At 66.9% G+C, this 13,342-nt stretch carries 14 protein-coding genes; 6 read left to right on the top strand and 8 right to left on the bottom strand.

Annotated features, from left to right (window positions below):
- Positions 1 to 57 precede the first annotated feature (57 nt).
- A complete protein-coding gene (locus tag KV203_RS13220) occupies positions 58 to 1,026 on the bottom strand; it encodes a DUF3152 domain-containing protein (protein WP_306303581.1) in 969 nt (322 codons plus the stop codon).
- 106 nt (positions 1,027 to 1,132) lie between these two features.
- Here KV203_RS13220 and fasR point away from each other — a divergent pair, with 106 nt between their 5' ends.
- The gene (fasR, locus tag KV203_RS13215; RefSeq protein WP_066467642.1) at positions 1,133 to 1,786 is read left to right on the top strand and encodes an HTH-type transcriptional activator FasR; all 654 of its coding nucleotides are present in this window, start codon (positions 1,133 to 1,135) and stop codon (positions 1,784 to 1,786) included.
- 19 nt (positions 1,787 to 1,805) lie between these two features.
- Here the strand turns inward: fasR and KV203_RS13210 are convergent, their stop codons facing one another.
- On the bottom strand, positions 1,806 to 2,033 hold the full coding sequence (locus KV203_RS13210) for a DUF3107 domain-containing protein (RefSeq protein ID WP_066467641.1): 228 nt from the start codon (positions 2,031 to 2,033) through the stop codon (positions 1,806 to 1,808).
- Positions 2,034 to 2,117: 84 nt separating this feature from the next.
- Positions 2,118 to 2,798 (bottom strand): ferritin-like fold-containing protein, encoded by a 681-nt coding sequence (locus KV203_RS13205; protein ID WP_066467640.1) that lies wholly within the window; start codon positions 2,796 to 2,798, stop codon positions 2,118 to 2,120.
- A gap of 290 nt (positions 2,799 to 3,088) precedes the next feature.
- Here KV203_RS13205 and KV203_RS13200 point away from each other — a divergent pair, with 290 nt between their 5' ends.
- On the top strand, positions 3,089 to 4,723 hold the full coding sequence (locus KV203_RS13200; RefSeq protein ID WP_246600955.1) for a DEAD/DEAH box helicase: 1,635 nt from the start codon (positions 3,089 to 3,091) through the stop codon (positions 4,721 to 4,723).
- A gap of 10 nt (positions 4,724 to 4,733) precedes the next feature.
- Complete coding sequence (locus KV203_RS13195) at positions 4,734 to 5,945, top strand: Rv3212 family protein (RefSeq protein WP_066467639.1); 1,212 nt, start codon at positions 4,734 to 4,736, stop codon at positions 5,943 to 5,945.
- Between the two features lie 37 nt (positions 5,946 to 5,982).
- On the opposite strand, the gene KV203_RS13190 is transcribed toward KV203_RS13195, so the two are convergent.
- Together KV203_RS13190 and KV203_RS13185 are read right to left on the bottom strand one after the other, a co-directional pair.
- Positions 5,983 to 6,816: a glycosyltransferase gene (locus KV203_RS13190; protein WP_169797466.1), complete on the bottom strand. Its 834-nt coding sequence runs from the start codon at positions 6,814 to 6,816 to the stop codon at positions 5,983 to 5,985.
- A gap of 118 nt (positions 6,817 to 6,934) precedes the next feature.
- Positions 6,935 to 7,792, bottom strand: a complete 858-nt coding sequence (locus KV203_RS13185) for a glycosyltransferase (RefSeq protein ID WP_169797465.1) — start codon at positions 7,790 to 7,792, stop codon at positions 6,935 to 6,937.
- A 287-nt stretch (positions 7,793 to 8,079) separates the two neighbouring features.
- On the opposite strand from KV203_RS13185, the gene KV203_RS13180 reads away from it, so the two are divergent.
- Positions 8,080 to 8,769, top strand: coding sequence for an FkbM family methyltransferase (locus KV203_RS13180; RefSeq protein ID WP_066467632.1), 690 nt, complete (start codon positions 8,080 to 8,082; stop codon positions 8,767 to 8,769).
- A gap of 145 nt (positions 8,770 to 8,914) precedes the next feature.
- Positions 8,915 to 10,408, top strand: a complete 1,494-nt coding sequence (locus KV203_RS13175) for a WS/DGAT/MGAT family O-acyltransferase (protein ID WP_066467630.1) — start codon at positions 8,915 to 8,917, stop codon at positions 10,406 to 10,408.
- Here KV203_RS13175 and KV203_RS13170 read toward each other — a convergent pair.
- Positions 10,371 to 11,777: a WS/DGAT/MGAT family O-acyltransferase gene (locus KV203_RS13170; protein WP_066467628.1), complete on the bottom strand. Its 1,407-nt coding sequence runs from the start codon at positions 11,775 to 11,777 to the stop codon at positions 10,371 to 10,373. The genes KV203_RS13175 and KV203_RS13170 overlap by 38 nt on opposite strands.
- Before the next feature lie 236 nt (positions 11,778 to 12,013).
- On the opposite strand from KV203_RS13170, the gene KV203_RS13165 reads away from it, so the two are divergent.
- On the top strand, positions 12,014 to 12,430 hold the full coding sequence (locus KV203_RS13165; RefSeq protein WP_066467626.1) for a nitrite reductase (NAD(P)H) small subunit: 417 nt from the start codon (positions 12,014 to 12,016) through the stop codon (positions 12,428 to 12,430).
- Positions 12,431 to 12,445: 15 nt separating this feature from the next.
- Here KV203_RS13165 and mobA read toward each other — a convergent pair whose 3' ends face one another.
- Positions 12,446 to 13,042, bottom strand: coding sequence for a molybdenum cofactor guanylyltransferase (mobA, locus tag KV203_RS13160; RefSeq protein WP_246600144.1), 597 nt, complete (start codon positions 13,040 to 13,042; stop codon positions 12,446 to 12,448).
- Complete coding sequence (locus KV203_RS13155) at positions 13,039 to 13,335, bottom strand: MGMT family protein (RefSeq protein ID WP_066467618.1); 297 nt, start codon at positions 13,333 to 13,335, stop codon at positions 13,039 to 13,041. Before KV203_RS13155 ends, mobA begins: the two co-directional genes overlap by 4 nt.
- Between the last annotated feature and the right edge of the window lie 7 nt (positions 13,336 to 13,342).

Here is a 13,342-nt window from a genome sequence, read left to right as displayed (position 1 = left end):
ATCGGCTTTCCCGCTGCAACATCCGCGCCGACCCGGTTCTTCCCGCCCCGCCGGTACCTACCCTCGGGGGTACGGCCAGGGGTTGAACCGGCAGACCTTTCCGTCCATCGGCACCACCCCCTCCGGATCCAGGCGGGCGATGTCGTCGTTCGCCGTACCGAACGTTTGCTGCATCATCACCGGCGCCAACGCACCGTCTGCTTCGCATGGTTGGTGTTGGTAGTAGCCGATGGCGTGGCCTACCTCGTGATTGATCTGGTACTGCCGGTACGAACCGACGTCGCCCTGAAAGGCGATGGCGCCCCGCACCCATCGGGCTTCGTCGAGCACCACGCGGCCGATATCCCGGCTGTAGCACGACGAATCGATCGGAATATCGAATCCACAGGCTTCCCGGGTGGTCATCTGTGAGGTCAGGGAGATTCGAAAGTCAGGTTCGCCCTGTTCGATTCGGCGAAATCCGAAACGTTCGTCCTTGGTCCAGCTCTTCGGGTTCGCCAGGGTCTGGTCGACCATGGCGGCGAAAGCGCCGTCCCCGCCGAAACCGGCCGCATCGACACCGTCTTCCACCTCGACGGTGTAGCTGAACACTCGCTCCGTACCCCTGCCGACCTGGCCGGTCGTGCCGGGAACGATATGCCACGTGTTCGATCCGTGTACTGCTACCGGGCCACCGTCGGGTAAGGCGCCGGAGGGAAGGTCGGTCGCAAATCTGCCGTCGCCGTGCGGTGGCGCGCCGACCACGCCGGTACCGGCCGCGTCGGAGCTGAGTGCACCGAAGCCCGGATCATCTGTTCCGGCTCCCCGCCCGGAGCCGCCGGGTAGCCCGTCCAGCAGGACGTATCCGGTCAGTACCAGTAACGCGACGATGGCGACCACCCGCCAGCCGTGGGTCAGCAGCGTCGTCTTGAACCCGGTTGTCGGCTGGTCGGTCGACAGGCGGCCGACCGGATGCCGGACTGCCCGCAACGGTTCGTCCGGTCCGACCACCTCGTCGAGTTCCGGGCCGCTCGGTCGATCGGTCACCGGCATAGCGTCTCACACGGGTGCAGGCCGACCGGTTCGCGTCGCGAGTATCGTCTCCGAGATACCGGAACGATGGGGGGTTCCCCGGGGAAGGTGCATTGTGGCCATGTCCGAACTCGCCCAGCCAGACAAGCCGCCGCGGGCGCGTCGGGGTACTCGGCTCCGGCGCGACGAGCGGCGGCGACAGCTGCTCGACGCGGCGAGTGAGATATTCGTTCTCCGGGGATATCACGCGGCGGGGATGGACGAGATATCCGAGTGCGCCGGGGTGAGCAAGCCGGTGCTGTACCAGCATTTCGCCAGTAAACTAGAGCTCTACCTGGCGGTGCTGCAAAGCTATGTGGATAGTCTCATTGCCGGCGTTCGTCAAGCGTTGCGCTCGACCACCGACAATCGGCAGCGGGTCCGGGCGGCCGTCCAGGCATATTACGACTTCGTCGACCACGATCAGCAGGGCTTCCGGCTCGTCTTCGAGTCCGACAACAAAGGCGATCCGCAGGTGCAGCGGCGAGTGGAGATGGCCACCGAGGCGTGTGTCGACGCGGTCTACGATTTGGTATCGCACGATTCCGGACTGGATCCCTATCGTGCGCGCATCCTTGCCGTCGGGCTTGTCGGTGCGAGCCAGTTCACCGCTCGGTACTGGCTGGATGCAGACCGGCCGATCCCGAAGGAGGAAGCGGTCGACACCACGGTCGCCCTCGCCTGGGGCGGTCTGTCGCATGTGCCGCTCCAGGCCTCCGGGGCCGACCGGTCGTGACCGGTCGGCCGGGTCCGGGTCAGGTGGTGGCGAAGCCCACCCGAGCCGGAGCGGTGGAGCCGATCTCCACGTAGGACACCTTGGCCGACTGGATGAGGTACTTACGACCCTTCTCGTCGGTCAGCGCGACTACTCCGGTGTCGCCGGCCAGTGCCGCAGTGACCAGCTTCTCCACCTCGGCCGGTGACTGCTCGCTCTGTACGACGAGCTCACGCGGGCTGTCCGCGATACCGATCTTGACCTCCACGGGTCGACCTCCGAAATCTTCTTCGACGGGAATTTCCGAACTGGGAACGCCCCAAGGCTAGCCGTCGGCCGCGTCGACGTCCGGTCAGCCCAGGCCGAGCACGGCCATCCGCGCCGCGTGTGATATTTGCATCCGGTCGAAGAGTGCAGCGATGTTGTTCAAATCCCCGGTCGCGGTGATCACCAGGTCGGTCAGTTCGTCGCGCTGCGCCATCACGTACTGCGCTTGGGTGATCGCCTCGCCGAGCAACCGCCGCCCCCACAGGGTGAGCCGATCCCGCTCCTGCCGGTTGGCTGCCACCGACCGTCGCACCTCGGCCACCGCGAACTGCGAGTGCACGGTCTCGGCGAGCACGTCACGCACCGTCGCCGCGACCGGTGGGGCGAGCGCGGCGGCGATCTCGCGATAGAAGTCCGCCGCGATGCCGTCGCCGACATAGGCCTTGACCATCGATTCGAGCCAGGTCGAAGGATCGGTGGACGCGTGGTAGGCATCGAGGGCGCGAACGAACGGCGCCATCGCATCGAAAACGTCCACCCCGCGTTCGGCGAGGGCATGCTCCAGGGTGACGAAATGATTCATCTCGGCCGCTGCCATCTTGGCCAGAGCGACCTTTCCGCGCAACGACGGCGACTGCTGTGCCTCGTGTCCCAGCCGATAGAAGGCGGAGATTTCGCCATAGGCCAGCACGGCGAACAGGTCGGTCACGCCGGGATGATCGGCAGAGATGAGCGGCATGATCGACGCCGAGAGCTGAGGTCCCATGCCTCCGAGCCTAGTGCCAGAACGGGTCGGCGTTACACTGGTCGGCGGGCGGCCGGCCAGATTCGCTGGATTCTGCGGCGCGACCTGTCGTCGACGCTTTCGCCGGTCACGGCACCGTCGTAGCGCAGTGGTCGCCCGGCAATGTGCGCGCACCGATCCGTCTCGCCCCGACTGCGCCTCGCCGAGCCCCCCGGCTCACGTGCTGAGGCAGCGTGCGGCGGCCGATACAGACCGCGATCTCGACGGTCGCTACCTCGTGCGCGCATCGACGCGACGAGGAAGGCAAGACGCTGAGCAAGATCAGTATCGATCGGGAACCCGGTCTCGCAGACACTCTGTTGGCCGCGGAACTGGATCCGCAACACACCCCGCCCACCTTCGCCGAACTGGGTGTTCGGCCGGAGATCGTGCGTGCACTCGCGGACGGCGGGATAGAACGCACGTTCGCGATCCAGGAGTTGACCCTGCCGCTCGCGCTGACCGGTGAGGACCTGATCGGGCAGGCCCGCACCGGCATGGGCAAGACGTTCGGGTTCGGCGTGCCGTTGCTGCACCGGATCACCAGCACGGACGATCCGGCCGACGACGCTGCGCTCGATCCGGCACACGCGCCGATCCGGCCGCTCGACGGAACCCCGCGCGCGTTGGTCGTGGTGCCGACCCGGGAGCTCTGTCTGCAGGTCACCCAGGACTTGGAAAACGCCGCTCGACACCTCGATGTCGCCATCTTGTCGGTGTACGGCGGTCGCCCGTACGAAGCGCAGATCGATGCCCTGCGTGCTGGGGTCGATGTGGTCGTCGGCACACCCGGCCGACTTCTGGACCTGGCCGAGCAGGGCCACCTGGTGCTCGGCAAGGTCGCGGTTCTGGTGCTGGACGAGGCCGACGAGATGCTCGATCTGGGATTTCTGCCGGATATCGAGCGGATTCTCGGCATGGTTCCGGAGGACCGGCAGACCATGCTGTTCTCCGCCACGATGCCCGGTCCGATCATCACCCTGGCGCGCGCGTTCCTGCATCGGCCCACGCATATCCGGGCGGAGGAGGCGCATTCGTCGCAGGTGCACGATCGGACGGCGCAGTTCGTCTATCGGGCGCACGCACTGGACAAGGCGGAGCTCGTTTCTCGGGTCCTCCAGGCCGAGGGCCGCGGCGCAACGATGATCTTCACCCGGACGAAGCGGACCGCGCAGAAGGTTGCCGACGATCTCGCCGATCGCGGCTTCGCGGTCGGCGCGGTGCACGGTGATCTGGGCCAGGTGCAACGGGAGAAGGCGCTGGCCAAGTTCCGCAAGGGCGCGATCGACGTGTTGGTCGCCACCGACGTGGCCGCGCGGGGCATCGATATCGACGACGTGACGCACGTGATCAATTATCAGTGCCCCGAGGACGAGAAGACCTACGTGCACCGGATCGGCCGAACCGGTCGCGCCGGCCGCACCGGTGTGGCGGTTACCTTGGTCGACTGGGACGACCTTGCCCGCTGGACGTCGATCGACACCGCGCTCGGTCTGGCCAACCCGGAACCTGCGGAAACCTACTCGAGGTCGCCGCACCTGTTCACCGACCTCGGTATTCCGACCGAGGTGACCGGTCGGATCCGGAAGCCGGTTCGAGAACGGCCGGCACGGGAGGGCGAACCGACCGAAGGCGGGGACCGAGGCGAGCGTCCGCCGCGAAACCGAGATCGACGCCGCCAGCGCACCCGGGGCGGCAAGCCGACGACGTCGAACGCTACCGAGACCTGCGCGGCATCGCCCGAGGTCGCCGCCGTCCGAGCGGCCACCGAGCCGGGGGATCGCCCGGCCCGCCGGCGGCGTCGGCGCCGGCGCGGCGCCGGCGGTGACTCGCCCGCGACGGTGGGTGCTGCAGTGACCTCGGCTCCCGCCCCGGCGACCGTGGAAGGGGCCCCCGAGGGAAGCTAGAGTAGCGCGCATGCTCGCTCCCGAGCGGCGCCGTCGGGGCGATCTCCTCGTCGCGGCCGCGATTGCCACAGCTGTCGCGGTCGCCGTCCCGGTGATCTGGCTACACAGCGATGCTCGGGGCACCACCTCGGTCACCGCTGAGCACCCGGCCGTCGAACAGCCCCCTGCTACTGCCGTGCCCGACCGGTTGACCGAGATCTGGCGCCATCCCAGCGGGGCGACGTCGGCGCCGCTGACCCCGGGCGGAGCAGTGGTCGCCGCCGACGACGGCACCGTCACCGGTTTGGATCCGGCTTCCGGTCGACCGATCTGGTCGTATCAGCGCAACATGCCGCTGTGTGGTGCCGACAGTGCCTGGGGCACCGTAGTAGCGGTCTATCGAGACCGGCGCGGCTGCAGCCAGGTCAGTGAGCTGGCCGGCAGCGACGGTGCTCGACGCGCGGCGCGGACCAGCTACGCCGATGCCGCATTGACCCTGCATACGGACGGCACCTACGTCGTGGCGCAAGGCGACGACCGACTGGAGGTCTGGCGGTCCGATCTGGTGCGAACTCTGGAGTACGGAAAGGTCATCGCGCCGCAAGAACCGAACTCGCAGCCCCGCAGCGGCTGTGAACTGCACTCGGCAACGTCCAGCGGCACCAGACTGGCGGTCGTCGAACGCTGTCCGGGCGAGGCCGGCGACCGGCTGACCGTGCTCGATCCGGCGCCGAAGGACAGCCAGAAGCCCGAGGAGTACGGGTCGGTGGTGCTCGGCAACACCTCGGGCGCGCGTGCCCTGGCGGCAGTCGGTGACCGGATCGTGGTGTATCGCCCGGGCGATCGCCGTGCGTTGCCGCCGCGGCTGGTGGTCTACGGCCCGACCGGCGCACAACTGGCCGAGCAGCCGTTGTCGGCGCCGATGGGGGAGCACCCGGTGGCCGTCCGGGCCGGCACGATCATTCTGCTGTGGACCGGCGCCGCGGTGGTCGCCCTCCGCTCGTCGGATCTCCTGCCGGCCTGGTCGGCGATCGGTGCGCTCGGCCCCGGCACCATGCTCGCCGGCCGGCTGTTGATCCCGGTCGTCGACGCCGTCGCCGTGCTCGACCCGGCCACCGGTCAGGAAGTGGGTCGGATCCCGGTCCGCCGAGCCGATTCGGTCGGTCTCGAGCCGATCATGTCGAGTGTGGTCGGCGATGTGGTGTTGGAACAGCGGGCCGGCGAGCTCGTCGCACTCCGGTGACGGCTATGTGTCGGTGACAGCTATGTGTCGGTGACAGCTAGGTTGCGGCGGGTTTGGACCAGACGCGCGCGAGCGCCCGGAGTATCGGCCGGCCCAGATAGTGACGCGCGGACTCGACGGTCATCCGGTGCAGCATGACCAGGTCGTCGCCGACTTTGCTGCCGGTGGGTGACAGGCCGGCCATCTTGCGCGCCTTGCGCACCTCGAGCATGTGTTGCCGAGTGGTCCATCGGGTGCTGATGCCGCTGCCGTCGTAGATGCTGAGGACTTGGTAGGCGCGGCGGGGTTCGGATTTCATCGAGGCGCGCATCATCAGGTGCTGATCGGCGATGATCGGTAGTTCGAGGCTGTATCCGCCGAGTTCGGCGATCAGGTCGGCGCCGAAATAGCAGGTCTGGTGGGGGACGCCGTAGCCCAGCGCCAGAAGTGGGCGGCTGAACGGGATCTCGTGCTCCCGGAACGCGGCGGGTTTTCCGTCGTAGGCGAGGATTTCGTAGCCGAATCCCCATTCGTTGCGGACGTCGTCGAGGGAGTCGAGCGCGTACTCGATCGCGTGTGGTGAGGCGAACAGGTCACCGGAGTTCATGAACCACAGCAGGTCGCCGGTGGCGGCGTGGATGCCTTTGTTCATGCCGTCGTAGCGGCCTTTGTCCGGTTCCGATATCACGTGTGCCGGGCTGTTCAGATCGGCGAGTAGTTTCGCCACCCGGGGATCGGATCCGCCGTCGACGACGATGTGCTCGACGTCGAAATCGCCTTGTTGTGTGAGCACGCTCTCGGTGGTGCGGGACAGGCCGTCGAGGTCGTCCCGAGTGATCGTGATCACCGATATCTTCGGGCGCGAGGACACGTCGGTTTTTTCGGCGGTCATCGTCATACGTCCATCTCCGAGTCATGAACCCCGACCGGGGGGAATTTGCCGACCGTCAGCCTACCGGCTGATCGAGCACGCACGACCACGGTCGGGATATAGAGCCGATCTGTTGATATCACCCGTTGTTACGGCTGGAGCGGAAGATGCGCTTCGTCCGGTGCAGTGCGCGGTCGACCCCTCTGAGCAGACGCTGTCCGATGTAGTTACGGCCGGACTCCAGGCTTATCCGATACGCCATGACCAGGTCGTCGCCGACTTTGCTGCCGGTGGGTGACAGGCCGGCCATCCGGCGCGCCTTGCGCACCTCGAGCATATGGCGGCGCCAGGTCGACTGCAGGCTGATGCCGCTGCCGTCGTAGATGCTGAGGACTTGGTAGGCGCGGCGGGGTTCGGATTTCATCGAGGCGCGCATCATCAGGTGCTGATCGGCGATGACGGGTAGTTCGAGGCTGTATCCGCCGAGTTCGGCGATCAGGTCGGCGCCGAAATAGCAGGTCTGGTGGGGGACGCCGTAGCCGATGGCCAGAAGTGGGCGGCTGAACGGGATCACGTGCTGGCGAACGGCGGCGGGTTTTCCGTCGTTGGCGAGGATTTCGTAGCCGAATCCCCATTCGTTGCGGACGTCGTCGAGGGAGTCGAGCGCGTACTCGATCGCGTGTGGTGAGGCGAACAGGTCACCGGAGTTCATGAACCACAGCAGGTCGCCGGTGGCGGCGTGGATGCCTTTGTTCATGCCGTCGTAGCGGCCTTTGTCCGGTTCCGATATCACGTGTGCCGGGCTGTTCAGATCGGCGAGTAGTTTCGCCACCCGGGGATCGGATCCGCCGTCGACGACGATGTGCTCGACGTCGAAATCGCCTTGTTGTGTGAGCACGCTCTCGGTGGTGCGGGACAGGCCGTCGAGGTCGTCCCGGGTGATCGTGATCACCGATATCTTCGGGCGCGAGGACACGTCGGTTTTTTCGGCGGTCATCGTCATACGTCCATCTCCGAGTCATGAACCCCGACCGGCGGATTACCGACCGTCAGCCTACCGGCTGATCGAGCACGCGCTACCGCGTTCCGATCCAGCTCCGTCGGCGAGTGGCATGGTACGGGTTCCGGATCGGTGACTGTCGCACGGCTGTCCGAGCGCTCGTCGAGTCGGTGATCATCGGGTCGTCGTAGCCGCCCGGTCCCGTTCCGGCCCTGGGGTACCATTCGGCTGTCGTACGGCCCCTTTGTGGCTGTCGCACAGCCCCTCGCGAACTGGAGAATCTCATGGCGGTACTGCTCGACTACGCCCAACGAGCTCGCGATCGCTTCGTGATGCGCAAGTGGGTGCGCGAGTATGACCCCTATCTGCTGGGACTCCACGGCGTGATCCATGTCGGCGCGAACTCCGGCCAGGAACGTGCCTATTACGAGGCCGCCGGACTGCGTGTCGTCTGGGTGGAGCCGATCCCGTCCGTCTTCGCGGAGCTGACGCAAAATATTCGGCCGTATCCTCGCCAGCGGGCGCTGGAGTACCTCTTGTCCGATGTCGACGGTGCCACCTACGAATTCAAGATCTCCAACAACGACGGCTTGTCCTCGTCCATCTTCGACCTGTCCCTCCACACCGAGGTCTGGCCGGAGGTGAACTACGTCGGTGAGGTCAGCCTGCAGAGCACTCGGTTCGACACCATGGTCGAGGCGGAGAAGATCGATCTGGCCGGCTACGAAGCGCTGATCATGGACACTCAGGGCTCGGAGCTTCTCGTACTCAAAGGTGCGGACGAGTTGGTGCGCAACTTCAAGTACATCAAGACGGAGGCGGCCGACTTCGAGATGTATGCCGGTTGTGCGCTTGCCGGTGATCTGAGTGAGTACCTCGACGGGTTCGGCTTCAAGGAGATCCGCCGGAAGAAGTTTGCCGATGGGCCGACCGAGGGTTCAGGCGTCTACGACATCGTGTTCGAAAGGTCCTGAGTGGGTCCCAAAACCGTATGGGGTTGCGGATCCGGTTGGCCAATTGCGAGTCGAAGGATGCTTCAGGGTATGTTTGCGACGCTATCGCCGACCGTGGTGCCCATAGTCGGCATGTGTTGGAGAGTTCGATAATTCAGGAGTTCCCGTGAAGCAGCGACTGCGTCGTGCAGGAAGCTCGTCGGCAGCGCTGACCCGGGCCAGATTGGCGACCGGCGATTCGGTGAACTATCTGATGTCGACCCCGGAACATGCGACGGATTGGGTGATGTACTGGGTGTTCGAAAACTCCGTCGGCGTCGCGGACGTGGTAAAGCAAGTGGCGGAGCGGGAGCCGTTCGTGCGGGCATTGGGACGTCGAGTGGCCGACGTGCCGCGCGGGTTGGGCAACCCGTACTGGGTGATGGATCCGACGCCGCTGCGGGAGCGGTTGGTGGTCCGGGATGAGGCGGTCGAGTGGTCGTCGGTGTTGGCGGCGATGGCGGACACGTTCGGAAGTCCGTTGGACCTGCACGAGGGCACCTGGCGGCTGACCGCGTTCACGAGCGTCGCGGGGGCGCCGGTGCCGGGTGGGGCGGTGGCGACTGTGGTGTTTGCTCAGGTGAGCCACGCAATCTTGGTGGGAGCGCAGATCGCCGGGTTGGGCCGGGCTCTGTTCGGAGCCGAGCCGGCGGAGCTGCACATCGACGGTGCGGGCGACGCGGTCGAGCGGGAGCGGCCGACGGCGTCCGCGGTGCTGGGCGTGACCAGATTGCCCCTCGAGGTGATCCGCTGGCACCTGGCCCAGGGGCGGGAGCGCCATGCCCTACGCCGTCGGACTGCACGCCGCCCGATGGTGGCGACTATCCGAGAGAAGACCGACCTGAACAGTCCTCGGCGGGACAGCGAGCTCGCCGTTCGAGTGATTCGGCCGGACCTTGCGCCGGCCCAAGGGCGAGGAATCACGTTGACCGCGCTCGGCATGACCGCGGTCTCGCTCGCGATCGAACGGTATCTCGCCGGACTCGGGCAGAGCTGCCCGGATGACCTCGCCGCGTATGTGCCGGTAGCGATTGCGGGGCAGCGTGGTCGCCTCGGGGTGAATCGGATCAGCGCGGTACAGGCGAACCTGTACCCGACGATCACCGGCCCGGCGGCGCGTGCCGGGGCGATCCACGCTCACCTGCGTGACGCTCGCGAGGCCGGACACGACGCGGCCAAGCTCGCATTGGAGGTCGGGGCAGCGGTCCCGTTCTTCGTCTACCTGTCGCTGTTGCGGCGCGGCCGTCTGCGGACCAGCTGGGATGCAGGCTCGCTGTGGGCGACCTCGATCACGAGCGTGCGGGTCGACGGGGATGCCGAGCTGGCGTTGTCCGACAGCCCTGCGGTGTTCGGCGGGCATCTGGTGAATGTCAGCACCGACGCCGGATTGGCGCACAGCTTCGTCGGCGGAACCTTCGGCCTGACGGTGACGGTCACCGCGTCGACCGCCGCCCTGCCGGATATCGATGCGTACGCCGTGCTTCTCACCCAAGCTTTCGTGGATGTGACCACGGCGATCAGCGAGGCACCTGCGGTGCAGTCGTGGGACCTCGGACCCTCGCACCGAAACTCCCCGGCCCGGGTCATACCAGCTGTTCCACTCTCGCGCGGTCCGGGGTAGCCACGGTCGACGCGCTCATCGCATCGACAACTTCCAGGAATGCCCGCTCCAGGAACGCCGCGTACCCGTCGACGCTCGCGACCGCGGAGCCGGATGCGATCAATGTCACGGTCATCCCGGAGTGGTCGCTGGCGAAACTGTGGAACAAGCCCACGTCCGGCGCGATGTTGGCCAGCGTACCGCCGAATATGTGGCTACGACCGGCGAGTGACCAGGTCGGCTTGCTGCCGGTTCGCACACTGGTCAGGACGGTCGCCCATGGTGCTGTAGCACCGTCGTTCTGGTCCCCCCGCGGGAGTAGCCGCGGCATTATGGCGAACGGTGTCGCCGCACCGGCCGCAAGCTCGACCGGGGAAACCTGGTCGACCGCCGCCCGTGCCGTTTGCAAGCTGGTCTGAACGGCCTTGGCACGCTCGACCGGATCGGCGACGGTTGGACACAGATCGGCCCGGAGCGCAGTGAGCTGGTTGACTCCGAGGCACTGATGGTCGAGAGCAACCGGAACCATCGCGGCAAGGTCGTCCGGGCAGGGTGCCCCGATCGATTCGAGGTAGCGCTGCATGGCGAGCGAGACCGCCGTGAGTCCGATCACGCTGAGCGTGACGCCTTTCCCGCGGGCGGCGGTAAGGTCCACCCGAACGATCCGGACCGCGAGTTCGGTCCCGGCTCGCGGGGAGTTGAACGCCGTAGCCGCACGCGGTTCGGTCATCTCCGGCGGCAGTGGGGCTCGGCGTGCGGCGACGATATTGGCGCGCGCCTGCAGGATCAACCAACGTGCGATTTCGACCGGTAACCGCGCGGCGCCGAGCGCGGAGACGGCGAGCGGGCGGGGTCGGGCGGTCGGTGTCCCGGCTCCCTGGATCTGCAACGGGAGGGGATCTGGCGCAAACAGCGCCTGTGACAGACCGGCGATGTGCGCTCCGACCAGCAACGCATGGCTTACCTGGGCAAACACGAAGGTTTGGGACCCTCCGGTGGCGGCGTCGCGAACGTCGGGGAACGCAGTCAGCCGCACGGGAGTTTCATGCAGGTCGAGCGGGTTGTCGAAGGTGGCTGCCACGGCCGCCAGTGCCGTGCTCGCCTCGACCGTGTCGGTCCGCACGGTCAATCTTTCCCGCAGCGGAGTGTCGTCCGCTACCCAGTACGGGTTGCCCACGCCGCGTGGGACGTCGACCACGTGGCGCTGTAACGCGGTCAGATACTGTTGCCGTTCGTCGAGAACGGCGGTCAGGACAGCGGTGGACGGCGGGCCGGCCGGCCCGTTGTCGAACACCCAGTAGGCAACCCAATCGGTTACCCGCTCGGGGGTGGATATCAGGTAATTTGCTGCGTCGCCGACGGAAAGCCGGGCACGGATCAGGTCGTGCACGTCAGCTGTCCGATCACAGGGAGTCCTCCTCGAAACGATGCCGGTCAGGGCGGGCCAGGATAGATCTGCGAGCGCAAGAGTAGATCTTGTTGATCTTGATGTTAGCGCTTGGTGTCCGTTACGACACTCAGCGGCCGTAAAAGTTCGATCTTGAACTGATGCGGTAACAGGGCCGTAATCGCCTGATAACAGACTCCGCGTGGAATGGAAAGCAGACCGCAAGGGGAGGACATCCGATGCGAGTAGGCACTTTCCGTTCGGAGCTGAACCGGGCCGGCGTGGACTGGGTCACAGTATGCCCGCTCGATCAGCTGATCCCGGGTCGTGGCGTGGCAGTGCGGTTGTCGGGGGGCCGAAAGATCAGCCTGTTCCGACTCGACGACGGGACTTTGTGCGCGGTCGGCGACGTCGAACCGTCCGTCCGGCCGATATCGGCCCGGGCCGTCGCCGGGGCATGTCCGGGGGAGCCGATCGTCGTCGCCGCGGTAGCGACGTTCTCGCTGATCGACGGGCGTTGTCTGACCGACCCGACGAGGAGTGTTCCGGTCTACGACGTGCGGGTGGATGCAGGAATTGTCGAGGTGGCCGCGCAGGCCGCGATGACCGTCGGCGGGGCGATGCCGGCGATCGTGCCGAAGCACAGTGCCGCCTGAGTGGCTCGGCCATGGCTACCGCGCCTGATCCGCTGATCCCGGCGGTCGGGCGAGCTGTCTGCGCGCGGCGCGCAGATCTTCGGGTGTGTCGCAGTCCTGCACCCCGGCCAGAGCGACACGGACATGGTGCGCTGGGACCAGGTCGCGCATGCGGCGGTTCGTGCGAGGGGTAAGTTCGGTCAGTCGGGCCGCCAATGCCGGACCGCGCCACGCCGCGAGCAGGTACTGCAGCCGGCCGCCGGAATCGACGGCGAAAGCGGCATCGGTATCGGCATCGTCCAGTCGGGTACAGAGTTCGGCTGTCGCCGCCGACGTGATGAACGGCAGGTCGGCGGCAAGTACCAACACCTGCCGCGCTCGGCCGGGGAGCGCGGCCAGGCCGGCGGCGAGCGCGGCAACCGGGCCGGTGCCGGCGGGTTCCTCGCTAGCTTGTCGAACAGCCGGCGGCAGACCAGCGCGGCGCGGTCCGACGACGACGACGTCCGTGCAGTGCTCGACCGCGGCGAGCGCAACGTCGAGCAGGGACCGCCCGCCGACAACCAGGCCGGGTTTGTCCACCCCACCGAGCCGACGTCCGGAACCGCCGGCGAGCACGATTGCATGCCTTGTCACGGGAATCGATGCCGAGCGGCGACAAGGTCGATTCGGCCGTCCGTGATCGGCACCCCCTCGGCGGCCAGTGCGGTCAGCTGTCGGACGGCGAGCTGCGGTGCGGGTCGACCGGTTGCCCGCACCACTCGGTGCCACGGTAGGTCGGCGGAGTCGGTGCGCATGATCCAGGCGACCGTCCGCGGCGTCGACAAGCCGGCCACGGCGGCGATATCGCCGTAGGTGCTCACCCGGCCGACCGGTATCGCCGCGACCAGTTCGCGGACTCGTTCGACCTCGTCGGCGGTGGTTGTCACGGGCTCA

Source organism: Skermania piniformis, from assembly GCF_019285775.1.
GTDB lineage: Bacteria > Actinomycetota > Actinomycetes > Mycobacteriales > Mycobacteriaceae > Skermania > Skermania pinensis.
This window is presented reverse-complemented; position numbering and strand designations above follow the sequence as displayed.